We start from the raw sequence: 25,144 nt of genomic DNA, 5'->3' as shown, positions 1-25,144 counted from the left end.
GTGTGGCGTTGGGTGTGGCTTCACAGCAGCTGGACCTGCTGGATCCGGTGAGCCGGTTCTGCGACGAGGCGTTACCGGCCAGCTCGATCTTCACGTTCCTGCACCAGCATCGGGAGACTCTGTTCCCGGACGGGTTGTTCACCGACCTGTTCGCGGTGGTCGGTCGCCGGTCGGTGCCGCCGTCGGTGGTGGCCACGGTGATGGTGCTGCAACGGCTGGAAGGGTTGTCGGACCGGGAGGCGGTGGACCGGTTCACGTTCGATGCCCGTTGGCGTTACGCCGCGGGGGTGGGCGGCTGGGACGGCGCGGGTCGGGTCGGGTTCGCCCACACGGTGCTGGTCGACATGCGCGAACGACTGCGTCGCTCGGACCGCCCGGACCGCATCTTCGAGGTGGCGTTGGCCGCCGCCCGGGCGGCTGGGCTGCTGGGCCGGCGGCGGGTCCTTGATTCCACACCGTTGTACGACGCGGTCGCGACGATGGACACGATCACGCTGATCCGCTCGGCGGTCCGGAGTCTGCTCGTCGCCGCCGACGGCGACCTGGCTGGGCGGCTGCGGGCCGTCCTGGCCAGCGGTGATGACTACACCACGACCGGCAAGCCGGTGATCGACTGGGACGACAAGACCGCCCGCGACGCCCTCGTCGATTCCCGTGCCCGGGACGGTTACGCCCTGCTCGCCGTCCTCGACGGGCTCACCGACCTGCCCGAGCCGGTCGCCCAGGCGATGCAACTGCTGGCCACCGTCCTGGGTCAGGACCTGGAAGCCGGCGACGACGCAACGCTGCGGATCGCCCGGAAGGTCGCCCCGGACCGGGTGATCTCCACCGTCGATCCCGAGGCCCGGCACGGGCACAAGACCAGCCACCGCGGCTTCGACGGCTACAAGGGCCACATCGCCGTTGACCCGGACGTCGAGGTCATCACCGCGACCGCGGTCACCGCAGGCAACACCGGGGACGTCGAACCGGTCGCCGGGCTCATCGCCGACCTCACCGACCCGGCCGCCGCCACCGACCCCGCCGACGACACCGCTGCGGTCTACGGCGACGCGGCCTACGGTGCCGGCGAGGTCCTCGATCGGCTCGCCGGCGCCGGGATCGACGCCAAGACCAAGGTCCAGCCACCCGTCGCCCCGGCCGGGAAGTTCACCAAGGACCACTTCGACATCAACCTCAGCCAGGCAACGGTGACCTGCCCCAACGGCAACACCATCCCGATCCGGCCAGTCAGAGGCCACGCCCGCCACGCGGGCAAAGCCGACTTCGGCACCGCCTGCGCCACCTGCCCCCTGCGCGGGCAGTGCACCGACTCCAAGACCGGCCGCAGCATCACCATCGGCCACCACGAAGCCCACCTCACCGCCGCCCGGACCCGACAGCACGATCCCGCCTGGCAGGCCGACTACCGGGCCACCCGCCCGAAGGTCGAACGCAAAATCGCCCACCTCATGCGCCGCCGCCACGGCGGACGACGCGCCCGCATGCGCGGCCGGCACCGCGTCGCCGCCGACTTCACCCTCCTCGCCGCCGCGGTCAACCTCACCCGACTCGCCACCCTCGGCCTCCACCACACCACCGGCCGCGGCTGGACCCTCAACCCCACCTGATCCAACAGCAGGGAGAACACCGGCCCGCCAACATCGCGTCCACACAGGCACAACACCCTGCAACGCTGCTCCAGCAACGACTTCCACGCCACAACGACCCCGAACGCCCGCAACCCCACCCAACCCAGACAGCAACGGTGGCTGACCCGGCATCCCGGCCAGCCACCGTTTCACACCAGTCACCTAGGGCCGCTGGGAGGACGTCGTCTCGTCGGTGGCTACCGATAGCCTTTCGCCAAAGACGTGAAAGGGATGGCGATGGACCTTCGTGAAGTTGGGCTTGGACGGCTGAAGGGCGTTGCCGACGCCGCTGGACGGATGGTTGCCGACAGCACGAGCGTCGCCAGGCAGCTTGTCGCTGATGCTGCTGGCGATGCCCAGGAGAGAGTGAAGCAGTCCGCCGAGCAGGTGATGGCGAAGGTCGAAGATGTCAAGGACGGCCTGTCGGCGTGGTCGTCCCGCAATCCCGCCGATTCTGGCGACTTGTCCGCGCTCAGCGCGGACGGGAAGTTGCTCTATTGCCGGGTGTTGGTGAGCTTGGCGCTGGTCGACGGCCTCCTCGATCCTCGCGAGATCGCGAACCTGTACTTGTTCGCATCGACGATCGGTCTCGACGGCGAAGCGCGCGCGGAATTGCGCAGGGAAATCACTGGGGCGCAACGGGATGCAGCGAGCGACGCAGGGGTCCCCGACGCCACGGTGGAGCTGTCCAGGGAATTGCACGACCTCCTCGAGGAGGATCAGCGCGAGCCGGTGTTCACGGTGCTGGTGCGCGATCTGGTGCGAATTTCGCGTGCTGACAGGCATGCTGCCGACGCCGAGCGTGAGCGAATCGTGCTGGTCGCAGGACTCGTGTTCCCCGAGTCAGCCGACAAGGTCGTGGAGGCGACCGAACGGTTCGTGATTACCGAAGAGGACTTCGCCTCCGGCAAGATCACGACCAGCCAGTTGGAGACCACCACCAAGGACATTGCTGCCAAGGCGGCTGCGTTCGGTGCCCCGATCGCCGCGATCAGTCTTGCTGGCAGCGTCTCCGGCCTCAGCGGGGCGGGAATCACCTCGGGTCTGGCCGCCCTGGGGTTCGGCGGCCTGCTGGGCCTGAGCGCGATGGCCACCGGGATCGGCACCGTGGTGATTCTCGGGGTCGCGGTCCATCAGGGCGCGCGTTACGTGCTGGCCACCAACGAGCGTGAACGAGAAAATCGGCGCGAGCATCTGATTCAGCAAGTCATCAAGAATCACCAGCAGGCAATGGCCGAGCTCACCGACGACATCGCCGGGCTCGCTCACCGGATGGAGGCCTACCTCACCCAGACCACGCGCAACGAAGAGCGACTCGCCACGCTCAGGGCTGAGTTGGCCGCCTTTCAGTCGGCTTTGCTGAATCTGCAGACCAGTCAGGAGGCCTTCGAACGGCGGGAGCCGCTCCGTGTCGGGTGACCAGCTTTCGGCCGCTGCCGCGGTCGTGGCTTACCAGGCCGTCACGCTGACCGAACTGCGGGGCCTGTTCGACCAGGTGGAATTCGACCTCAAGGATGTCCTCGAACGCGAACTTCGCGTCAGCGACACCCTGGACTCGGTCGAGTCCGAGTTCGACGCGGTGCGCGCCCGTCTCCAAGCAATGGGCGTCCTCGTACCAGCCCAAGAGTCCCAGTCGAGCGCAGTGGCCACCGTGAGTGTCGAGACACCGAGCTACCCCCGTTACGCCGTGCCCATCGTCCCGACCGATGGCGACTTCGATCAGCTCGTCAGGCTTGCCGAAGCCCGGTTGGATCTGTTAGGTATCGATCTGACCCGGGACCCGCTCCAGCAGGTTCTTCCCTCCGGCCAGATAGCTCGCAGCCTGCGCAGCTACGCCGAGGAACACGGCGACGTCAGCTGGGACAAGACCGACTGGACGGTCGTCCTGGTTGCCGGAGCCCTCGCGACCCTCCTTGACGTCATCCTCGTCCGCATCCCCAAGGACTCCACCTTCCTCGGCGAGACGCAGACCGGATCGCCCCTCACGAAGTGGCTCCAGGACAAGGATCGGGCTCAAGACGTCCATGCCCGATTCTTCAAGAGGTTCGAGAAGCTGGCCAAAGTGCCCTTTGACGCCCCCACCACGAAGGCCACCGAGGGCCTGGTCAGCGGCATGCGGCCAGCTACCCATCGGCTCCAGAGCCTCGGCCACGATCCGGCCCTGGGTTTCCTCTACGGCGTGGCAGATCTCATGCACCGCACCGGCACCTACATCGACAAGGCAGGGAAACTGGTCCAGGTCACCACCAACCACGATCCGGTCGACCTGATCCACGCGCTTATCACCCAGGTGCGCCATCTGCTCTCGGACGTCTACACTCCTGCCGGCCTGCAGCCCCCGTTCTTCAGCCTGCTTCAGCTCGGACAGGTTAGTTCCCCCTTCGCGTTGGGCCCCTCCGGTGTCAACGTGCCCTGGACCGACGTCGCCCGCTACATGTATACGAACGGCTACGACCTGCGCCATTTCTTCACAATGGGCATCACTCCTGGCGTCGTGTCCGCGATCATCCGCGGGTACTGGCTTCTCAAGAGCTACGCCACCGGCGGTACCGCAGCGCAACGGAAGCTGGAGCACGCCAAACTCACCTCCATGCTGCTGCTCGGGCACTCCATCGCCACCTCAGGCACGCTTCTCAAGACCGGGCTGGTGTTTGGCATGAACCCGGCCGCCCTCAACTACAACCAGATTCTGGCCATGGCGCCCGCCACCATCGCTTGGCTCAAAGAAGCCATCGCCCGCGACCATCGAATCAATCAATCCCTGGAGAAGGAATGGGAATCGCTCCTCACCGAATCCGAGGGGCGATCGGGATAGCGAGCCGAGTCACGAGCCTGGGCAGACTGTCAATCTGACTGTCTCTAGTGGGGAAAAGCACGTACGTTGGCGGCAGAGAGCTCCGCGGCTCGCGGAGCGGGTCCCGACACCGTTCGCGTCACCGCCGAAGCGCTCCGCCCGGCGCTCGCTGCGAATCGGCAGCATCTGCTATGGACAGCACTGGCGGCAATGGAGACCACCATCCCCGACCATCGCTGGCCGGCCGACGGAGAGCCGATCTTCCGCACCTACTCGGCGTCAAATCTCTTCGACGGGATCGGCATTCGGCGGCTTGACGCCAACGCACAATCATGCGTGCCGGTGGAGAAACCTCACGCGAGGGATCCTTGGAGCCCTTCCTGCCGAGATTTCGCTTTAACCGGGCGCATCCGATGGCCAACCTGAAGGGCCGATCGTGGCGGTCACTTTGTCCGGGGACGGTCGGCGAAGTCGGCCCGGCCCGCAGGACTCTATCGACCGCTTGGTATTCAGGGCGATCGTCGGTTGGTCCGCGGCGATGAACAAACGACGACACTCCTGGTGAGCCGCGGTGTCGGGTCAGCTCCGATGGCAGCTACGGGCGGGTGTCGACTGGGAGGGCCGCTGGTGGGGGAACGACGTCGCGCGCGGTAGCGACGTGGAGCAGGCCCGGGGCGCGGATCAGGTGGTGCAGCACCATCAGGGGAGCTACGCCGGCCGGGTACCAGGCCAGGTCGACGGGGTCGAACTGCACACCCAGCGCCAGCCTCGCCGCCACGCTCCGCGCCGACAGCTCGGCCGGCACCCCGGTCAGCTGCGCGCACTCCACTACCCAGCAGAACACGGTGGCGACCGTCCCGGCCGGCACCGGCGCCATCCGCGGCCACAGGAACAGCACCCCGGCCCAGACCATCGACGCGTACAGCGCGGTGCCCGAGTACTGCCGCAGTGCCCCGTCGTCAACGACGCGGATCAGCAGTGCGAGGCCCAGGAACAGCAGCGCGGCCACCGGCATGAGCAGCCGCACCGTACGGGCCGTGATCGACATTCTCGTGATGGTAGCCACCTCACCGACGGTGCGGGTCCAGCGGCCGGTGCGGCGGCTACAGCGGCACGAGTCCGGCGGCCAGGTCCGCAGCGGACACCGGCGTCCACGGCGCCCCGGCGGGCCCGTCGAGCAGTAGGGCGGTCGAGCCGTCGGCCACCTCGCCGTCGAAAAGCGCCGTCAGCCGGTCCTGGTCCACCGTCGCGACGAACGTCTTCGCGGCCTGGGGCCGCGGCGAGGTGCCGTCCCCGACGTCGCGGGTCGCCGCTGCCCTGACCGCGGCCACGGTCTCGGCGCCGCGGCCGGCCGGCACCTGCGTGGTGGTGCCGTCGGCGTGCGCGACGACGATCCGGTCGGCCCGCGCCGCGGCGTGCCAGGCGGCGAGGTCCAGCACGGTCGGGCGGGTGCCGGCGCTGAAGTGCTCCCACAGGTCGGCGGCGAGCCGGCCGAGCCGCCCGCCGTACCCGCCGACGTTGTGGCCGTAGCCGACGGTCGACAGGCTCGCGTCGATCCACATCACCTCGCCGGTGCGCACGTTGAGCACCAGCGGCGCGAGCGACCGGGCGTCGCCGCGCAGGGTGAACCGCTGCACGACCCGGGCCGCGTCGAACTGCCGGCCACCCCGCTCCGGCAGGGAGAAGCCGGCGAACGCCGCGTCGAGCGCCTCGAACGGCACGTCGTTGTAGCTGAACACCACGGGCACGGCCCACTCCACCCCCGCCGTCAGCAGCGCGGGCCGGTCGAGGTCGAGGAACTCGGTGGCGCCCAGCGGCGGCGGTGCCGACGTCAGGTCTCCGGAGTGGACCGCCGCGCGGCCCTTGAACCGCAGCCGGGTGTAGTCACAGTGGCCGCGCAGCGTCCACTCCCGGTCGTAGAACGCGCAGGACAGGTCCAGGTCAACCCGGAACTTCTCGCCGTCGGTCCAGTGCAGGAAGAGCCGCAGCACGTCCAGGTCGGGCAGGTGGCGGACGCTGCCCCGCGGCCAACCGGTCAGCTGCGCGGAGCCCGCGCCTTCGCGTCGCGGTGCGGGCGCCCGGCCCAGCGCGACGTCCAGCACGGCCACGTCGAACCGGTCCAACCCGCCGGCCCGGTCGACCAGTTCGGCGTCGACGCCCGCCCGGATCTCGGCGATCGCGTCGGCGGGCAGCGGGCGACGCCGCTCCGGCGCGCTCCACGCCCGCACCACGTCACCCTTCGGGAAGAACGTGCGCCGCGGCGTGCCGGGCTCCGCGCCCCGAACCGGCGCCGGCCTCGCCGGCCGCCGTATCCGCAGCCCCAGCACGCGCCCCAGCGCGGCCCCGACCGTGCCGACGTGCCCGGCTCCGACGGCCTGCGCGGCCTCCGCCATCGACGCGTCGGCGGCCACCGCCACCGCCTCCACGACCGCGACCGTGGCGTCGCGGCCGGTCAGCGCGGCGGCCGCGTCGGCGAGGACCGTCGGCGACACCCGGGGCGCGACCTGCCGCGCGGCGTCCAGCACGATGCGCTGCGCGTCCCGGTCGTCGCCGGCCAGGCGCAGCAGGTGGTCGAGCCGCCGCCACAGGTCGCCCGGCCGCTGGACGAGCAGCGCGGCGGCCTCGGCCGCGTCCCCGTCGGCCACCGCCCGCTCGACCAAGCCGGCGAAGGTGCGGATCCGTACCGACACCGTGCCGTCGGCGTGCCAGGAAAGGATCAGCCGCTCGGGCGCGCACTCGCCGGCGGCGACCATCGCGGTGCCCAGCGCCCCGCCGGCCGGGGCGCGGGTGCCGCGCAGCGCGGCGAACGCGACGGCCGCGTCCGGGTACGCCGTGACCCGCTCGTAGGGGTGCAGCCGCTCCGCGAGCCGCTTCCAGACAGTGGGGTGGCGTCCCATGTCCTCGGCCGCCGTGACCGGATCGAGGGACTGGATGAAGGTGAGCACCGTGCGGCGCAGCAGCCGGGGCAGGGCCCGCACCCGCGGCGTGCCGACAGTCACGGCCGGCTCGTCGACCGGCCGGTACGCCACCGACGGCGGGTCGTCGCGGCGCCGCCGCGGCAGGACCAGGCCGGGATCCCCGCCCGAGTACACCCACAGGGCGCGGGCCACGTCGGTGACCGTGCCCCACCGGGCGGCGGCCTCGGCGACCACCCGCTCATGGGCGGCGGTGAGTGCCGTGCGGTGCAGCGCCTCCGCGATCACCACGGCCAGGGTCTCCCGGGCGGGCACCACCGCCGGCAGCCAGTCGAGGCGGTCCGGCGCGGTCGCGGCGACGAGCGCCCGCAGGTCGGCCAGGTCGGCCTCGCCGAGCGCTGTGGGCCGCCCCACCAGGTCGTCCCGCAGCCGGACGGCGGTGCTGGTGGGAGAGTCGTCGAGGGTGAGCCGGCGCAGCCGCACCGGCGGTGCCGTAGACGATGCCGGCGGCGTCGCCTCGGCCACGAGCGGCAGGTAGGAGCTGCCGGCGGTCAGCCGCCGCCCGCAGATCGGGCAGGCGGTGTACGCGTCGGCGTCGAAGCACTCCGCGCAGACCAGGTGCCCACAGGGATCCAGCGGGTATACCCGGCCCTCGGCCCCGCACAGGATGCACGGCGCCGCGCCGGTCTGCAGCAGATGCGCAATGAGCCGCTCGACGTAGAGCCGGTCCGGGTCGGCCGGGGTGCCCGGGAAGCGGCGGAACAGCGGCACGTGTTCCCGGTCGGCGCCGACCAGTTCAGCGGTGGCCGCGCAGACGAAGTCGGCCCAGCGCATCCGAGTCAACGGATCCAGCAGGGCGAACCGCCGCCGGATCGCCGCGTCGAGCAGCCAACCCGTGGCGGCCAGGTCGACCTCGAGGCTGGCCACCCAGGCATCGCCGTCGTCGGGCGGCGCGGAGGCCGGCGCCGGTAGCGCCACCGCACCGGCCCGGCACAGCAGGATCGCGGCGAGCGCGTCCATCAGCGGCGTCCTCCTCTGACCTGGTGCACGCCGACGATCGGCGCCGCGCCGGCAGACAGATGCCGGGGCGGAGAGTCGGCGCGCTGCATTCAGTCGAAGAAAGGAGAAGGAAGCGCACCTGGGAGCCGCCCCGGCCCGCCGATGTTACGGCCGACGCCCGAGTCCTCGCGACCCCGTTTTTCTCGCCGGATCGGCACCTTGACCAGCCGGGGAAGTCGGCCTGTGATGGTACTTTGCCGTCTGTGAGTGACTAACTGCGCGAAGTCGGCTGAGCATCGCTGGATAGCCCCCTGCGGAAATGGCCTGCAGGTCGACAGTATGGGGCAGAGACACGTCGGCGTTTGTTTCGATGGGGATGCTGCGGCCGTCGATCGGTGCCGAGGAACCAAGCGCGGCTTCCTCGCCCGCCCGCACCGGCGCGCAGCCGATGACCGGCGATCCGCGGCTGGCCGGGCTCAGCCGGCCGCCGGCAGGAGGGGGTTCAGTTCGGTGGCGGCGACGTCACCGGGCCTCGCGCCGGGCAGCCAGGTGGCCAGGTCGTTGACCTGCGCCGGGTTGGCCGGCGGGGTGACGGTCAGGCCGTCGGCGAACCAGATCACGGTCATCACCTCCCGCATGCCCGTCGACGCGTTGGGCAACGCCTTGTGCACGGTCCAGCCCGAGTGGAAGGTTGCGTCTCCGGCCGCCATCGCGATCGGCGCCGCGATCGGGAACTGCCGGTCGGAGACGAGCCGTTCGAAGTGCTCCTCGGACGCGTCGGAGATGACGACGTCACTGAGCGGACCGGCGGTGTGACTGCCACTGGCGAAGCACATGCCGCCCGTCTCGGGACTGACGTCGACCAGCGGCATCCACATGGTGATGCACCGATGCCCGTCCAACGGCCAGTACATGGCGTCCTGGTGCCAGGGCGTGTGACCGCCCTGCGGCTCCTTGAACAGCGCCTGGTCGTGGTAGAGCCGAACCCGCTCGACGCCCAGTAGCGCGGCGGCCACGCCCGCGAATCGGCTGGCCAGGCTGAACTCGGCCGCCGCCGGGTCGTGCCGCCATAGATTTCCGACCTGCAGGAACGCACGACGGTAGGTGTCGCGCTCGTCGATCGGCTTGTCCTCGGTGCTCAGCCGCCGTACGCCGTCCGCGATCACGTCACGGAAGGCGGAGACCTCGCCGGCGGTCGCGACGCCGCGCAGCCGGACGTGACCGTCGCGCCGGTACGACGCCAGGTCTGCGGCGGACACCGGGTACGGGCTGGTCAACGGCGGCAGGTGAGTGAGGGTCATGGCGGGATCTCCCTTCGCTCGGTGATGCTGTTTCGTCGTGCCATGCTGTGCCGACAGCCCACCAGACGGCTGACGGCCACTCCCGGAACGACCTGGCAGGAGGGGTACGTTGTGGTCTACCGTCCTGGGATGGCACCCGCTGCGGAGGTGGTGTCCCGACGCGGCGTCGCGCGTCTCGGGCACATACGACTCGCGGGGCGGATCGAGGGTGGGACCGGGATCCCAAGCCGTGCACCGCGCAGCTATCCGTCCTACGCCCTGACCTACGTCACGGCGGGGGCCGGCCGGTACCGGGACGCGACCCATGACCTCCCCGTGGCACCCGGCACGCTGATCCTCGTCTTCCCCGGACTGCCGCACTGGTACGGCACGGCAGGCGACGCCACCTGGGACGAGACGTTCCTCGTCTTCGACGGGCCGTTGTTCGAGCTAGCCCACCGGTCAGGCGTCGTCGATCCCGTCCAACCGGTGCACACGGCGTTGCCGGTGGCCCTGTGGCAGGCACGCTTCGACGACTTCCGCCGCCGCCCCCGTGCCTCGTCACCGGGGGGCGGCGACAGCGAGGGGTTGGAACTGCTGGGGCTCATCGTGGACGCAACCAGCGCCGCCGGCAGGCCGAGGGAAGGCGTGCAGGCCGGTTGGTTCGCCCGCTCGGTGGAACTGCTCGAGGGTGACTTGGAAACGCACATTGGCATGCCGGAGGTGGCCCGAGCGGTCGGAATGCCGTACGAGACCTGGCGTAGAGCCTTCCGCGCTCGTGCCGGCACTGGTCCGCAGCAGTACCGGAACCGGCACCGGCTGGACACCGCAGCGGAACTGCTGGAGCACACGTCAATGAGCACGAGAGACATTGCCGCCGTCCTGGGATTCAGCGACGAGCGACACCTCATCCGTCGCTTCCGCGCCCGCACCGGCATGACCCCCCGGCAGTTCCGGGACAGCCGGCACGGTCGAGAAGCAGGTAGGCGGCCTTCACTGCGGCGATGAACCGTATACGTCAGTCCCGGTTGGCCGCCCCGTCTCGCGAGGGTCCCACGACCAGCCCACGGCACCACGCGGATTCCGGTCTGCGCCACCCCGACCGCCGTACACCAGCAGAGTCCTCCCCGGGGGCGGCCGGGGGTCGGCTCACGTGGGCGAGTTCGGTGAACGCCGCAGGCACTCGCGTCGGGGCGTCAATGGCGAGTTCGTGATGGAGGACACGCCTTCATGCAGAATCTGTGCCGCGGACATCACGAACTCGCCGTCGACGCCCCGCCTGTTACCGGGTCGCCGCTGGGTGAACGCTGGCTATCGGACGGGCTCGCCGAGTGTTATCCGCGTCGACGGAGTCGTTGCGCGAGCTGTCGCAGCCGACGCTGGTTGTCAGGCTTGTTGAGCCGCTCAGGTGCTGGGCTGGTCATCCGTTGTCTTTGCGGGTTGCGCAGGAGTGCGCGGATGCGGTCGGCGATGGTGGTAGCCATGGTGGTGTCCTTCCTATCGTGGATCTTCGTGCCGGCGGCGAGGCGCGCGCCGGATTCGGGCTAGGGGAGGGATGGGGCGCAGGCAAGGCAAAACCCGGCGGCCGGCCGAGTCCTACCTGGCGCCGATGACCAGCCGGTGAAGTCGGGACAGCCGGTGGCTCAGGGGGCGTCTCGAAGAATGGCTCTGGCTTGGTTGGAGTTGAGCCCATGGGGGGTGGCGGAGAGTTGCCCGGGCGGCGCGGCTCAGTGGCGTTGACGGGTCAGGCGGCGCAGTTGGGTGATGCGAGCGGCGCCGACCACCATGGCCAGGATGGCCACGCCGACGCCGGCGATCAGCAGTGCCAGGGCCAGCGGCAGGGTGCCGTGCATCCACAGGAAAGTGACCTCGACGCTGCGGGTGTTCTGCAGCATGAAGACGATCAGCACCACGAAGGTGAGCGCCGTGGCGCAGATACCGATCCAGGCGGCGCCCGTCCGGGTACGGGGCACTCGGTTTGTCGGCGAGGTGGTGGGCGGGTCGGCTGGGCCCGCGGCGGCGTTGTCGTGGCGGGGTCTACCGGTGTGCGGTGCAGGATGGACATGACATCCCCTTGGGGTAGGGCCGGCGTGGCTGGCACCTCAGGTGTGGGATGTCGTCGTTCCCGGATGGCTTCATCGTACGCTTGTTCGGCTCGGCGCGCTCGGTGGTCTTGCCGGGTCCGTCGCGATGACTGATCGGCGGCGCGTCCGTGCGTGTTCGGCCCCTGCGGGGCAGTGACGGCGTATCCGGTGATCATTGCTACGGCCTGCTCCCGGTCGATGGATGTGCCGGCGATGACGTGGTAGCCGTAGGCGTCTTTATTTGGGCGGGCTCTGTCACGCACGCCATAGTCCCGAATTGTGCGGGAGCTGCTCGAACGGGCTAGTCCACCGCCGTTTCTGATGCGCCACGCTCGATGGTGACCACAAGGAGCCCCGTGGTATCGGTCGGCGGACGGAGTGGGTTAACGATTTCCCGCTGGTACCACATGCCGGCAGCCGTGGAGGCGGGTGGTGCGGGCGTACCGCCAGCGCGATGCGGTGCTGCCCAGGGATAGAAGATGCATCTTCCGCCTGAACCGCTCCGCTGCTTGACGGCCTCTCCTAGGGCGTCGGGGCGATGTGACGACGGGTTCGGGCGGATGTCGGCGATGTCAGCGACGGCGGAGGAAGGCTTACGCGGATCGCTCTTGATTCGGAAATCGATTGCTGGAACAGTGGCGCCATGAAGGTTGCGGCCGTCCTCGGCGTCGATATCGGCACATCGAGCAGCAAGGGCGTCCTGGTCGACGCCGACGGCCGCCTCATCCGCTCGGCCGTCCGGGCACACGGGGTAAGCCGACCGCGGCCCGGTTGGGTCGAGATGGACGGTGACGTCTGGTGGCAGGAGTTCGTCTCCCTTAGCCGGGAATTGCTGGCATCCGGCGACGTCGAGGTCACCGCCGTGGGGGTGAGCGGCATGGGTCCCTGCGTGCTGCTCACCGACGATGCGGGCACCCCGCTGCGTCCGGCCATCCTGTATGGCGTCGACACCCGCTCGACCCGCCAGATCGCCCGTCTCACCGAGCGATTCGGCGAGGACGAGATCCTGCGCCGGTGCGGCTCGGCCCTGTCCAGCCAGGCCGCTGGCGCGAAGGTGGCCTGGGTGGCCGACAACGAACCGGAACTCTTCCAACGGGCCCGCCGGCTGTTCATGCCCAGCTCGTGGCTGGCCTTCAAGCTCACCGACCGGTACGTGCTCGACCAGCACTCGGCGAGCCAGTGCACGCCGCTCTACGACACCGACACCCAGGACTGGTACCTGCCCTGGGCCGCCGAGATCGCGCCGGATCTGGTGCTGCCTCCACTGCGCTGGCCCGGTGACCTGGCCGGGCACGTCACCCCGGCGGCGGCCGCGGTCACCGGCCTGCCGCCGGGCACTCCGGTGATCACGGGAACCATCGACGCGTGGTCGGAGGCGGTCAGCGTCGGCGCCCAGGGCGTGGGCGACCTCATGCTGATGTACGGCACCACCATGTTCCTGGTCCACACGGTCTCGGCGCGCCTCACCAACCCGTCGCTGTGGGGGACGGTCGGTGCCCTGCCGGGCACCCGCAACCTCGCCGGTGGCCTGGCGACGTCTGGGGCGATCACGGCGTGGCTGCGCGAGCTGTTCGGCTCACCGGAGTATCCCGAGTTGCTCCGGCTGGCCGAGGCCGCCGGCCCCGGCGCCAGAGGGCTGCTCATGCTGCCGTACTTCGCCGGCGAGCGCACCCCCATCCTGGACCCGGAGGCCCGGGGCATCATCGCCGGCCTCACCGTCTCGCACACCCGCGGCGACCTGTACCGCGCCGCGCTTGAGGCGACCGGACTCGGGGTACGGCACAACCTCGAGACCATCGAGGCGAGCGGCGGTGACATCCGGCGCATCGTCGCGGTCGGCGGTGGCACGCAGGGCGGACTCTGGACGCAGATCATCTCCGACATCACCGGGCGGGCCCAGGTGATCCCGTCGCAGGCCATCGGCGCCAGCTACGGCGCCGCCTTCCTGGCTGCGCAGACGGGGTGGAGCGTCTCGATCGACGTCTGGAATCCCGTCAAGGAGATCCGGGAGCCCCGCGTCGAGCTCGCCGCCGACTACGACGAGCTCTACGGGCTGTACCGCGAGCTGTACACGAGTTCCAAGCGGGTCGCTCATGCGCTCGCTGCACGTCAGGTCCGTTTCCTGGCCGCCACCCACCCGGCTGCCAGCGCAGAGCCACGTACCGAAGGAGTCGCCCCATGACCAGTTATGCGCTGCCCGTGCTGGCTGACCCGCCGTCCGCGGCACCCGGCACCGTCTACACGGTTGCCAGCGGCGATCTCCGTCTCAGCGCGAACGTCACCTGCTGGCCCACTCAGCAGCAGCTGGAGGCCGACCTCGCTACGGCGGTCAACGCGCTCGGCTGGAAGGTGGAGCGCGGTCACGCGTTCGACCCGGACAAGGGCCACGGCTTCATCGACAGCCAGCGCGCCGGCATCGAGGTCTTCAAGACGATCCCCCTGGACGCCCCGCTCATCGTGGTCGAGGCCGTCTGGCAGTACAGCCACCACGTACTGGCCGGGTTGCGCAGCCACCGCGGCCCGATCCTCATCGTGGCGAATTGGAGCGGCCAGTTCCCCGGCTTGGTCGGCCTGCTCAACCTCACCGCGAGCCTCACCAAGGCCGGCGTGAAGCACTCCGCGCTGTGGAGTAAGGACTTCACCGACGAGTGGGCCGTCAACGGGCTCAGGACATGGCTCGAGACTGGCGAACTGCGCCACGACACCAGCCACGTACGTGACCTGCCCACCTTGCCGGACGACCCGGAGGTCGAACTCGGCCGGACGCTCGCCGCCCAACTCGCGGCGGAGAAGGCCATCATCGGCGTCTTCGACGAGGGCTGCATGGGCATGTACAACGCGATCTTCGACGACGAGCTGATCAACCCACTCGGAATTTACAAGGAGCGGCTGTCCCAGAGCGCCCTCGTCGCCGAGATGGCCCGGGTACCCGACGAGGAAGCCCATGCGGTCCGCCGCTGGCTGGACGACGCCGGAATGACCTTCCACACCGGCACAGACGACGCCACCGAACTCACCGAAGCGCAACTGCTCAGCCAGTTCAAGATGTACATCGCCGCCCTGCGCATCGCCGACGACTACGGCCTGGACGCGGTCGGCATCCAGTACCAGCAGGGCCTCAAGGACACCGTTCCCGCCAGTGACCTCGCCGAGGGGCTGCTCAACAACGTCGAGCGGCCACCGGTGCTCAGCCGCGACGGCAGCCGGGAACTGTACGCGGGAACGCCACTGCCGCACTTCAATGAGGTCGACGAGGGGGTGGCGGTCGACTCGCTCGTCACCAACCGCATTTGGACCGCCATGGGCCTCGACCCCGCCACCACGTTGCACGACATCCGGTGGGGAGAACACTACGGAGACGACTTCGTCTGGGTGTTCGAGATTTCCGGATCCGTTCCGGCGTCCCACAACGGCGGCTACGACAAGTCGTACAGCATGCGCCAACCGCCGATGTTCTTCCCGCTGGGTGGCGGCACGTTGAGCGGGGTGTCCAAGCCGGGGGCGATTGTCTGGTCGCGGGTGTTCATCATGGAGGGCGCGCTGCACGTGGACCTGGGCCGCGCCACCGTCGTCGAGCTACCCGCCGAGGAAACCCAGCGCCGGTTGAACGCCACGAATCCGCAGTGGCCGATCATGCACGCCGTGCTGCACGGCGTCGACCGTAACCAGCTGATGGCGCGTCACAAGGCCAATCACGTGAACGTCGCCTACGCCCCGGATACCGCGACCGCCGACAAGGCGCTACGGGTGAAGGCCGCGATGTTCGCCGAACTGGGCGTCCGGGTGCACCTCTGCGGAGAGGTCAACCTGTAGTCGTGCCGCGCCCCCGGCGGGGGACCGCGCGGTCCCGGGCGATGGGCCGGGGAGCCCCGACAGGTGGCGGGCTCCCGGCCCTCACGGCCCCGGCCGGGCCACCTGCTCCGGCGGCGGCGGCGACCCCCGGGACACCGCCCGGTTCAGGTCGGGCGGGTGGAGCTCTCGCGCACCTGGAGACCGGTGCTGAGCGTGACCGTCGACGGGGGTCTGGCTGGATTGGCGATCCGCTCCGTGAGCAGCACCGCGGCCGCCCGCCCCAGGTCGTACGTCGGTTGGGAGACGGTGCTCAGGGACGGCCTGACCAGGTGCGCCCAGGGAATGTCGTCGAACCCGACGACCCCGAACTCGACCGGCACCTTGATACCGCGGTCGACCAGGCACTCGACGGCGCCGACGGTCATCAGGTTGTTCGTGGCGAAGACGCTGTCCGGCGGGTTGTCGGAATCGAGCAGCGAGGCCATCGCCCGATAGCCACCATCCTCGCGGAAGTCCGCGTAGCGGACCAGGTTCTCCGTCGCCTCCCGCCCGTGCGCGCGCAACGCGCGCTGGTAGCCCCGTAGCCGCTGGGCGGCGGTCGAGATCCGGCGTGGGCCGGTGATGCAGGCGACCCGTCGGTAGCCGTTCTCCACCAGATGCGTGGTCGCCAGCTCGGCGCCCTGCACATTGTCGACCAGGACGGTGTCGAGGTTGACGTCCCGCAGCTGCCGGTCGATGGCCACGACTGGGATGCGGGCTTCGATGAGCCGGTTGATGACAGACGGTCGGCCGGACGTGGAGATGATGACGCCCGCCATCCGTTGGGCCAGTGCCGCGGCGATGTACCGGGATTCCTTTTCCGGATCCTCGTCGCTGTTGCACAGGACGACCGAATAGCCGGCGCTTTGCGCGACGTCTTCGACTCCACGCACCATCGACGTGAAGAAGGGGTTGCCGATATCGGAGATGATGACCGCCCAGAGACTGGTCTGGCTCAGGCGCAGGTTGCGGGCGACGGCGTTGGGCCGGTAATCGAGGTCCCGCATCGCCTGGTGCACCCGCGCGGCCATGGCTGGATCGACCGTGGTCCGTCCGTTCAGCACCCGCGACACCGTCGCGGGCGAGACCTGAGCCTGCCGTGCCACGTCATAGATGGTCGCCATTCGCCTCCATCCGGTCGACTCCAACGATCATCTGCGTCCAGAACTGAGTGCCGGAACCGAGCCCGTATCGGTGTCGGGACCTCGGCATCCTACGGGCACGAAATGACGGAATGCTCACGGGCTATTCCCGGTCGGTATCCGACTCGAAAACCCGTCAAAGACGAGCGCCGGCACGGTCAGGCGTCGGCAATGACACGGAGGGCATCACCCCGACCTACCAGGACTTCGGTGTCCAAGGTAATGAGAATACGCCCGTCCCGGTACGACCAGTCACGGACCGGCAGCGCCCGATCGCCGAGGCGCACCGTCACCCGGCCGGGGCGCTGCGTCGCTGCCAGCGCCACGCTGCTCACCCGGAGTCGGCCGTACCGCACCTCGATCGTGCCGGCGAGGTGCCGGCCGTGCCGGTCCTGCCGGAACAGGCCCCACCCCTCGGCGGCGGTGAACGCGGCGGCGAACTTCTCGGGGCTGATCCGGGGCGCGAAGCCGATGTGGCCGCGCGGCCCGTGGTACTCGAAGCCGCAAGCCGCCAGGTAGACGCCGTGGCTGGCCATCGCCCGGGCGTAGTGGTCACCGCATTCGATCTCGTTGTACGGGTTGCGCTTGCCGGCCGCGTACCGCTCGTGCACCGCCCGGGTGAGCGTCAGCCCGTGCTCGACCAGGCCCTCCTGGAGCATGTGCGCCGCGACCTGGTACTCCTGCCCGGTCCACACCTCGTTGAAGTACATCGCCGCCCAGCTCGCCGGGTTCCCGGCCGCGGTGTCGGCGCCACCGTGCGGCCAGGTGGTCATCAGCATCCCGTACTCGTGATCCATGGCGAACCAGCGGCCGCCGGCAATAGCGCTGCCCTCGCGGTAGGCGACCTGGTCGGGCGTGAAGTTGTACCGGTACAGGCTTCGCAACGCGCTGACAGCCTGTTCCGTCGGCACCACCCGCGGCAGCCCGAGCTGACCGGCGAGGCTCTGCCCGAAGAGCTGGTCGATGTGGCAGCCGCGGTTGCTGTTGATCACGTGGGCGTGCGCCGGGTCGACCTTCTGGATGAAGTACTCGCCGTTGAACAACTCGGCGGACAGGTAGCGGCTGCCGGACTCGGCCAGGGCTCGGCACCGGCCGGCGAACTCGCCCTGACCCATCTCGTCGGCCATCGCCGCGCCGGCCTGCAACGCCGCGACGTACATCCCGGTGATCCAGGCGATCTCGCCGTACCAGGTGGTGTCCAGCGTGTTCGGCTGCGGGCCCTCGACCGTGCCGTCCGGGCCCGCGTCATGGTCCATGATCCATTCCAGGGCGCGCCGCAGGCGCGACCAGTTCGCCCGCAGGTAGGTGTCGTCCGGGGCGGTCAGGTGTTCCCGGTAGCAGCGCAGGATGGTGCCGCACTGCCCGTCGGTCGCCCAGCCCATGTCGGCCTCGGCGCGGTTGCCGATCTGGCCCGTGTCCGGGTGGAAGCCGATGCCAAGGTCCACCCGGCTGCGGGTGTCCCGCTCGAGGTGCGGGAAGAGCCGGGCGATCGATTGGGCGTAGTTCCACACGTGCTCGCAGGTGCCCGCGCAGCAGTAAACGCCCTCCCACCCGTAGAACCGTCCGTCGTCGAACAGGTAGCAGGTGCTGGTGGCGAGCGTGGAGGCGGGTGCCAGAGTGCGCTCCAGGAACCAGTGCGGCAGGGTGGCGTCGGTGTACCAGGTCTTCACCCAGCTACGGGTGTCGGCCTCCAGGCGGTCGAGGTGCCCGGTGACGTGCTCCACCACGGCACGGGCGTCGGCGAATCGGCTGGCGTACTGGCGGCGCAGGGTGTCCGAGCCGCGCAGGAACCCGAGCGAGACCCGGTCCGGCACGCCGAAGTGCCAGCCGAGCACGAACCGTACGGTCCGGCTCTGGCCGGGGGCCAGCCGGACCGCGACGGCCACCGACCCGGCCTGCCCGCCGAGGGAGCCGTCCACCTGTGTCGGGCCGTCCTCCGTCGCGAACACCTCGTCCAAGCTGCTCCACCGGCCCAGCGACGGGCGTACCACCGCCTGCGGGTCCAGCGCGGCGAGCACCAGCGTGCCGTTGTCGGGCACTTGCTCCAGCGGCCGCGTGTCGCTCGGCACGTCGCTGAACACGATGCGGTCGACGTTGACGTGCCCCCAGCCACCGGTGTCGGCGTCCACGATCTCGATGACCGCCGTGCGGCCCTGGTGGGCAGAGACGTTCAGCGTCGCCATGCTCACCGGCTCGGCGTCGCGTCCGGCCACGCTCGCCACCACCGTTCCGTCGACCAGCAGGTTCACGCACGTCCGGCCACGGTGACTGCCACCTCCCACGGCCACGTTGACGTACCGGCGCTCGACGGTGAACGGCCGGCTGGTCAGCGTGCCGGTCGCGGCGTCGGCCCGGCCCGCGTCCCCGCCGGAGGCGCGGAAGTCGTGCGACGTCACGAACCGTTGCCCGGACACACCGAGATCCCCGAAGCGCTTCATGTAGTCCGGCACCTCGGAGGCCAGGACCGGGCCGGCGCCGAACGCGGTGCCCTCGACGGTCCAGCCGTCGTAGCTGTCCCGCTCCCAGTCCTCGAACACGATCTCCGGCCGGGGCGCGACGTCGGTGAACACCACCCGGTCGCAGTTGACGTGGCCCCAGGCCCCGGTGTGGGCGTCGATGATTTCAATGACCGCGGTCTTCCCCTCGTGCGCGGCCACGTCCAGGAACACCGTGTGCATCGACTCGGCGTCGCGGCCGGTCGCGGTGGCCACCACAGCTCCGTCGACCAGCACGTTCACGCAGGTCTGCCCCGGGTGGTTGCCGCCGCCGATGGACAGCCGGATCGACTTGCGCTCGATGGCGAACGGGGCGCTGGTGAGCTTGCCGGTCGGCCCGTCGGCCCGGCCGATGTCGCCGTCGGCGCCGCGGAAGTCGTGCGAGGTGACGAGCCGTTGCCCGGTCGCGTTGAGCGGCCCGCCGCGCTTCATGTAGTCCGGGATCTCGGAGACCGGGACCGGGCCGGCGCCGAACGCGGTGCCCTCGACGGTCCAGCCGTCGTAGCTGTCCCGCTCCCAGTCCTCGAACACGATGTCGGGGCGTTCACCCGTCTCCACCTGCTCGGTGGCCGAGAACTGCACGCCGCGCAGCGATCGGTCGCCGAACGCCGTCGATCGCAGCGTGATCTCGCGCTGCGTCCGGGTGTCCAGGCAGGCCGGGTTCTCCACGTACCCGAGCAGGGTGGCGTCCACCGCACGGTCCGAGGTGTTGCGCAGCGTGTAGACCAGGACGGTGGCCGGCAGGGTCGAGTCCGCCACCGACAGCGGCACGAACGGGGAAAACGCCTCCAGGGTCACCTCGACCGGCGCGTCCCCGCTGCGGTACCGGACCCGGCCTATCGGGTACTGCCCGGTGAAGCGCACCTGGTCGAAGCCGGTGGCGTCCAGCGCACGGGTCTGTACCCGTCCGGCCGACCGGGTGCGCAGCGCGAAACCGCTCCGGATCGGCGAGGTGGGCTGCCGCGGGTTCGCGTATCCGGCGTCGGTGGTGCCGGCCGCGGGCCGGTTGAAGATGTCCCAGTACCAGAGCCGGCCGTCACCGCCGAGGTACAGCTGGCCGGCTGCTCCGCCGCCGACCGGCATGCCGAGCCAGCGAAGGTCCGCGCCCTCGTAGCTGGTGGGCTCACCCCGCCGGTACAGGTCGGCGGACCAGTCCGGCGGCAACGCCTTGTCGACGGGCACACCGATTAGCCGTTCCTCGGGTACGCCGAGGGCGGCGGCGGCTTCGGCCCGGGATCCGGCCAGCACGGTGCCGGCGGCGACCCCGACGGAGAGGGCGAGGAACTGTCGGCGGTTCGGGGCGCAGGCGTTGCCGGGGCAGCACTCGTCGTACGACTGGTCAGCCATGGGTTGCTCCTGTCGTGGTCATGCCGGGGCGGCGGGGAGACGGTGGACCGGTCGGGGATAAGCCGGGGCGAAGGCCCTGGCCGGGCCGGGTCGGGCGGCGGCGCCGGCGGCCAGGTCGGCGTCGTATGCGGCGGCCCGGACCAGCGACTCGAGGTCCTTCGGTGGGCAGGTGGCGCGGACGTTGACCAGCACGGTGGCGCGGGCCACCGGGGGGTCCCCGGGTCCGGCGGGTTCGTGGCGCGGCGATTCACCCGCGGCCACGACGCTCATGCGGATGAGCCCGGCGGGCGACTGGACGGCGAGCTTGGCGTGGCCGATGACGTGGCCCTGCCGGGCGCACGCGGCGGAGAGGGAGTCGAGCGCGACGTGCGCCCACCGTCGCGCTGGGAACCCGCCGTCGGCGCTGACCTGCCAAACCTGGTTGAGCCAGCTCAGCTGCGCCTCCGCGGCGGCGTACCGGTCGTAGTCCACGTCCAGGTCGACGTCGCGGCTGCGCTGCCACGCGGCGGTCCACCGCGTGACGAGATCGTCGAGGTTCTCGCCCAGGCTCGCGCTGTAGGCGACCACGCCGGCGTCGGGGTGGCGGAGCCGGAGCTGGTCGAGCAGAGTGTCGAGGTCGGCGCTGGGCACGGCGTCGGTCTTGTTGACCGCGATGACGTCCGCCTCGGCGAGCTGACGGTCGAACAGGTAGCCGAGGTCACCGTCGAGCGCGCCGACGCGCGCCGGATCGACGACGGTGGTCAGGGGAGCGACGGCGAGGCGGTCGCGGTAGCGGGCGCGCAGCGGTCGGATGACCGTCGCCTGCAGGTCGGTGCAGCTGCCGACGGCCTCGGCCAGGATGGTGTCCGCTCGCCCGTTGTCGATCAGCTGGGTCACCAGGTCGGCGAGATTTTCGAAGCGGCAGCAGAAGCATCCGCCGGTGACCTCGCTGACGTCGGCTACCGCCTCTCGGGCCAGTCTGGTGTCGACCAGGTCGTTGCCCTGGTCGTTGGTGATGACCGCGACGCGGTGGCCGCGTCGGGTGAGCAGCCGCCCGGCCGCCAGCATGGTCGTGGTCTTGCCGGCGCCGAGGAATCCGGTGAGGACGACGAGTCGGGGCACGGGGGCCTCCCAGCGCGCCGCAGCAGTCGCGGCGTGTGCTCGCGAATGGAGAAATCGTTTGCTCGGTTCTGATCGAGGACCATAAGAGCGCTGTGGGGGGCTGTCAACAGCGTCGCTCGGGCGTCCGACTCTTCGACAGTCGAGGATTGACCACTGCGCGGAGGCTGCCTACCCTGATCGCTATTGCAGCGAGAAATCGATTCCTTACCACTGCCTCGCTCACGACCCGCCCCACCCACCGAAGTGGAAGGCGACTGATGACACCCACCACCCACGCACCACGTACGTCCGCCCGCCGGCTGCTGCGCGCCGCCATCGCCGCGACGACACTCCTCGCCGGTATCACCCTCATCGCTCCGCCCGGACCCGCCTCGGCCAGCCCAACCCTCAACGGTCCCACCGGATGGGACGTCTACCGCAGGCTCGACCGGCTCCCCGAACTGCCCGACGGACCCCGGGCCCACCAGTTCTCCAGTTTCGACCGCAGCGGCGGCAACGACGACGGCTTTTCGGGCCAGTACTCGTGCCTGCGCACCATCGCCGAGGGCTGCGTCATCGCCGAGGCAACCGGCGCCGGCGAGATCGACTCCATCTGGTTCACCCGAGACGGCGGCAACGTCTCCGCCACCGGCACCATCAAGATCGTCCTCGACGGCACGACCGTGCTCGACGCCAAGCTGCAGGACGTCGTGGACGGCAAGCTCGGTGCCCCGTTCGTCTACCCGGTCGTCGCCAACGCGGCACAGAGCTCCGGGGGCGTCTACATCAAGGCCCCCATGACCTACCGCAGTTCCATGCGGGTGACCACCGAGAAGAACCCGCTCTTCTACCACGTCACCTACCGGAAGTTCACCACTGCCGCCGGGGTGCGCACGTTCGACCCGTCCGACCAGGCGCTGGACGTCATCGAGCAGCTCAAGGCCGCCGGTACCCGAGACCCGAAGCGCGCCGAACCCGGCGCGACGACCGCCGACCGGGACTTCGCCGTACCCGCCGGCGGCCGGGCGACCCTCGCCAGCGGGACAGGCCCCGGCGCGATCACCTCGCTGCGGCTGCGGATCCCGCAGCTCGTCGGAGCGCCGGAGCCCATCGCCGACGACGGCCGCGCCTTCGGGGCGGGCGGCAGCAGTGAGTTCACGGTCGCGGTCGACCCGGCCAACACCGGCGTACGGCTGACCCGCCGGCTGGACCCGCACATCGGACACCAGAAGGCGCAGGTCCTGGTGGACGGCGTGCCCGTCGCCGAGTGGCCGGCCAACGACCCGGTGCCGTTCGGCACCTGGCTGGACCAGACCATCGACCTGCCCGCGGCCGCCACCGCCGGCAAGGCGAAACTGACCATCAGGAACCAGTTCGTCTCCTCCGACCTGGACATCAACGAGTTCACCTACTGGGTCGACAGCCTCGTCTCCGGCACCGCCCGGCGCACCGACACCCTCGACCTCGGCCCGGCCCACCTCGACGCCGAGGCCGCCCACGGGTACCGGATCACCGCACAGACCTGGCAGGGCAGCAACACCCTGTCCTACCCGGCGGACGCCGAACGCAAGGCGGCCGTCGCCGCCTCCGACGCCGTGCTCCGCGACACCCGGCTGCGCATCTCGTTCGACGGCATCACCACCGTGGACACCCCGCTCGGCGAGTTCTTCGGCACCGGCCTCGGGCTGCACCCGGTACGGTCCCTGATGTTCGGCGTCGACACCGCGACCGCCACCCTGTCGGCCTGGTGGCCGATGCCCTACCGGTCCCAGTACACCGTCGAGCTGCGCAACGCATCCACCGTGCCGATCACATCGTCCGTGGCCACGGTGACCACCGCAAGCTCCGCCCGCTGGGTGGCGGCGCTGCGGCCCACCGGCGACGCCGGCTACTTCCGGGCCACCGCGACGAGCGCGGACACCACCCCCGGCGCCGACCACCTGTTCCTCGACGTCGCCGGTCGCGGCAAGTTCGTCGGGGTCACGCACACCATGGAGGGCCACATCCCCTCCGGCAACCAGCGCAACTACCTCGAGGGCGACGAGCGGGTCTACGTCGATGGCGCGCAGACCCCGAGCATCCACGGCACCGGGACGGAGGACTTCTACCAGAGCGGCTGGTACTTCAACCACGGCACGTTCTCCGCGCCCACGAACGGCAACCCGGCCCACGAGAACAGCGACTACGGCTGCCGGTACGACTGCACCGGCGCATACCGGCTGATGCTCGCCGAGGCGGTCTCATTCGCGACCGACCTGCGGTTCGGCATCGAGCACGGCCCCGGTGATCAGGACCCGGCCCGGTACGGGTCGACCGCCTACTGGTACGGGCAGGACACCGTCGCCCAGCGCTGGACCGACACCGTCGACGTCGGCGACGTCGCCAGCGAGTCGGCCCACGGCTACACCTCCGGCGGCGAACGTGAGGTGCTCACCGCGACCTACGAAGGCGACGACGGTGCGCCCCGACCGGTCACCGACGACACCCGCGCCTCCACCACGCCGATCAAGTTCCGGGTCACCCTTGACCCGGACAACACCGGTGCCGTGCTGCGCCGGGTCGGCGACCAGTCCGCCGGATACCAGTCGGTGGCGGTCCAGGTCGACGGCCGCGACGCCGGCACCTGGTCACAGCCGCTGGCCAACCGGTCGCACCGATGGCTCGAGGACGAGTACCGATTGCCGGCAGAGCTGACCGCCGGCAAGGAGTCGGTGACGGTCACCCTGACCCCCGACGCCGGCGCCCCGGCCTGGTCGGCGGCCCGGTACGCAGCACTGAGCCTGGTCACCCCCTTCGTCGACCGGTCCAGGCCGGGCCCGGTCGCCGGGCTCACCGCCAGCAGCGGCACCACCAACGCGGTCGCGCTGACCTGGCAGCCGGCCCGCGACGACGTGTACGCGCCCGGGTACGAGGTGTTCGCCTCCCGCCAGGCCGGATTCACGCCCGGCCCGGGCAACCGAGTGGGCACCACCACGAGGTCAAGCTTTGAGCACACCGGGCTGGGCCTGGGCGAGGTCTGGTACTACCGGGTGCGCGCGGTGGACGACGCCGGCAACAGCGGCCCGTACTCCGCGCAAGCCTCCGCCACCACCGGCAACACGCTGCGGATCGAAGGCGAATCGCTGCTGCCCGCGGTCACCACCGACGCACCCGCGGACGTGCAGGGCGACTGCTGCGGCGTCCACTGGTCGCAGAGCGCGCAGCTGTGGTTCCGGCCGACCGGGCCGAACCAGAGCGTCACCGTCGCCTTCACCGTGCCAACCACCGGCACCTACGCCCTGCGCCTGGTGCAGACACTGGCCCGGGACTACGGCATCAACACGGTGGCGATCGACGGAACCCGGATCGGAGACGCCTTCGACGCCTACCACTCGCCAGAGGTGATCATCAGCGATCCACTGGACTACGGCCAGCGGGAACTGACGGCGGGCCAGCACACCCTCACCCTCACCGTGACCGGCAAGGCCGCCGCGTCGAGCGGATACCTGGCCGGCCTCGACTATCTCGAGGCGAGCCTCACCTCGTGACCGGACCGGAGCCGGAGGC

At 70.3% G+C, this 25,144-nt stretch carries 14 protein-coding genes; 7 read left to right on the top strand and 7 right to left on the bottom strand.

Annotated elements, in window-relative coordinates:
* Positions 1–14: 14 nt before the first annotated feature.
* The 3 genes from ACVCAH_RS23710 to ACVCAH_RS23700 all read left to right on the top strand — a co-directional run bounded on the left by ACVCAH_RS23710 (position 15) and on the right by ACVCAH_RS23700 (position 4,446).
* Positions 15–1,610, top strand: a complete 1,596-nt coding sequence (locus ACVCAH_RS23710; RefSeq protein WP_447138392.1) for an IS1182 family transposase — start codon at positions 15–17, stop codon at positions 1,608–1,610.
* Between the two features lie 252 nt (positions 1,611–1,862).
* Positions 1,863–3,050, top strand: a complete 1,188-nt coding sequence (locus tag ACVCAH_RS23705; protein ID WP_447138391.1) for a TerB family tellurite resistance protein — start codon at positions 1,863–1,865, stop codon at positions 3,048–3,050.
* Positions 3,040–4,446 carry a hypothetical protein gene (locus ACVCAH_RS23700; protein WP_447138390.1) on the top strand — a complete coding sequence of 469 codons (1,407 nt, stop codon included), beginning with the start codon at positions 3,040–3,042 and terminating at the stop codon, positions 4,444–4,446. The genes ACVCAH_RS23705 and ACVCAH_RS23700 overlap by 11 nt, the downstream gene beginning before the upstream one ends.
* Positions 4,447–5,020: 574 nt before the next feature.
* Here the strand turns inward: ACVCAH_RS23700 and ACVCAH_RS23695 are convergent.
* The 3 genes from ACVCAH_RS23695 to ACVCAH_RS23685 form a co-directional block, all read right to left on the bottom strand.
* The gene (locus ACVCAH_RS23695; protein WP_447138389.1) at positions 5,021–5,473 is read right to left on the bottom strand and encodes a ribosomal maturation YjgA family protein; all 453 of its coding nucleotides are present in this window, start codon (positions 5,471–5,473) and stop codon (positions 5,021–5,023) included.
* A gap of 55 nt (positions 5,474–5,528) precedes the next feature.
* Entirely contained in the window at positions 5,529–8,360 is a 2,832-nt protein-coding gene (locus tag ACVCAH_RS23690) for an MXAN_6230/SCO0854 family RING domain-containing protein (protein WP_447138388.1), read from the bottom strand.
* 455 nt (positions 8,361–8,815) lie between these two features.
* Positions 8,816–9,640, bottom strand: coding sequence for a phytanoyl-CoA dioxygenase family protein (locus ACVCAH_RS23685; RefSeq protein WP_447138387.1), 825 nt, complete (start codon positions 9,638–9,640; stop codon positions 8,816–8,818).
* A gap of 129 nt (positions 9,641–9,769) precedes the next feature.
* Here ACVCAH_RS23685 and ACVCAH_RS23680 point away from each other — a divergent pair, with 129 nt between their 5' ends.
* Complete coding sequence (locus ACVCAH_RS23680) at positions 9,770–10,627, top strand: AraC family transcriptional regulator (RefSeq protein ID WP_447138386.1); 858 nt, start codon at positions 9,770–9,772, stop codon at positions 10,625–10,627.
* Between the two features lie 719 nt (positions 10,628–11,346).
* Here the strand turns inward: ACVCAH_RS23680 and ACVCAH_RS23675 are convergent.
* A complete protein-coding gene (locus ACVCAH_RS23675) occupies positions 11,347–11,592 on the bottom strand; it encodes a lipopolysaccharide assembly protein LapA domain-containing protein (protein WP_447138385.1) in 246 nt (81 codons plus the stop codon).
* A gap of 754 nt (positions 11,593–12,346) precedes the next feature.
* On the opposite strand from ACVCAH_RS23675, the gene ACVCAH_RS23670 reads away from it, so the two are divergent.
* Positions 12,347–13,885, top strand: coding sequence for an FGGY-family carbohydrate kinase (locus ACVCAH_RS23670; protein ID WP_447138384.1), 1,539 nt, complete (start codon positions 12,347–12,349; stop codon positions 13,883–13,885).
* The gene (locus ACVCAH_RS23665; RefSeq protein ID WP_447138383.1) at positions 13,882–15,516 is read left to right on the top strand and encodes a fucose isomerase; all 1,635 of its coding nucleotides are present in this window, start codon (positions 13,882–13,884) and stop codon (positions 15,514–15,516) included. Before ACVCAH_RS23670 ends, ACVCAH_RS23665 begins: the two co-directional genes overlap by 4 nt.
* Positions 15,517–15,659: 143 nt before the next feature.
* On the opposite strand, the gene ACVCAH_RS23660 is transcribed toward ACVCAH_RS23665, so the two are convergent.
* The 3 genes from ACVCAH_RS23660 to ACVCAH_RS23650 all read right to left on the bottom strand — a co-directional run bounded on the left by ACVCAH_RS23660 (position 15,660) and on the right by ACVCAH_RS23650 (position 21,619).
* Complete coding sequence (locus tag ACVCAH_RS23660; protein ID WP_447138382.1) at positions 15,660–16,640, bottom strand: LacI family DNA-binding transcriptional regulator; 981 nt, start codon at positions 16,638–16,640, stop codon at positions 15,660–15,662.
* A gap of 194 nt (positions 16,641–16,834) precedes the next feature.
* Positions 16,835–20,518: a GH116 family glycosyl hydrolase gene (locus ACVCAH_RS23655; RefSeq protein ID WP_447138381.1), complete on the bottom strand. Its 3,684-nt coding sequence runs from the start codon at positions 20,516–20,518 to the stop codon at positions 16,835–16,837.
* Between the two features lie 18 nt (positions 20,519–20,536).
* A complete protein-coding gene (locus ACVCAH_RS23650; RefSeq protein WP_447138380.1) occupies positions 20,537–21,619 on the bottom strand; it encodes a GTP-binding protein in 1,083 nt (360 codons plus the stop codon).
* 257 nt (positions 21,620–21,876) lie between these two features.
* On the opposite strand from ACVCAH_RS23650, the gene ACVCAH_RS23645 reads away from it, so the two are divergent.
* Entirely contained in the window at positions 21,877–25,125 is a 3,249-nt protein-coding gene (locus ACVCAH_RS23645; RefSeq protein WP_447138379.1) for a DUF2961 domain-containing protein, read from the top strand.
* The last annotated feature ends 19 nt before the right edge of the window (positions 25,126–25,144 follow it).

The sequence above is a fragment of the Micromonospora sp. LZ34 genome, from assembly GCF_052981855.1.
Note: the sequence above shows the minus strand (reverse complement) of the source record. Positions and strands in the feature narration are given on the sequence as shown.

Coding starts and splice junctions, on each gene's coding strand:
- ACVCAH_RS23655 (WP_447138381.1), bottom strand. CDS start 20,518: ATGGCTGACCAGTCGTACGACGAGTGCTGCCCCGGCAACGCCTGCGCC.
- ACVCAH_RS23705 (WP_447138391.1), top strand. CDS start 1,863: ATGGCGATGGACCTTCGTGAAGTTGGGCTTGGACGGCTGAAGGGCGTT.
- ACVCAH_RS23685 (WP_447138387.1), bottom strand. CDS start 9,640: ATGACCCTCACTCACCTGCCGCCGTTGACCAGCCCGTACCCGGTGTCC.
- ACVCAH_RS23670 (WP_447138384.1), top strand. CDS start 12,347: ATGAAGGTTGCGGCCGTCCTCGGCGTCGATATCGGCACATCGAGCAGC.
- ACVCAH_RS23645 (WP_447138379.1), top strand. CDS start 21,877: ATGACACCCACCACCCACGCACCACGTACGTCCGCCCGCCGGCTGCTG.
- ACVCAH_RS23690 (WP_447138388.1), bottom strand. CDS start 8,360: ATGGACGCGCTCGCCGCGATCCTGCTGTGCCGGGCCGGTGCGGTGGCG.
- ACVCAH_RS23680 (WP_447138386.1), top strand. CDS start 9,770: ATGGCACCCGCTGCGGAGGTGGTGTCCCGACGCGGCGTCGCGCGTCTC.
- ACVCAH_RS23665 (WP_447138383.1), top strand. CDS start 13,882: ATGACCAGTTATGCGCTGCCCGTGCTGGCTGACCCGCCGTCCGCGGCA.
- ACVCAH_RS23695 (WP_447138389.1), bottom strand. CDS start 5,473: ATGTCGATCACGGCCCGTACGGTGCGGCTGCTCATGCCGGTGGCCGCG.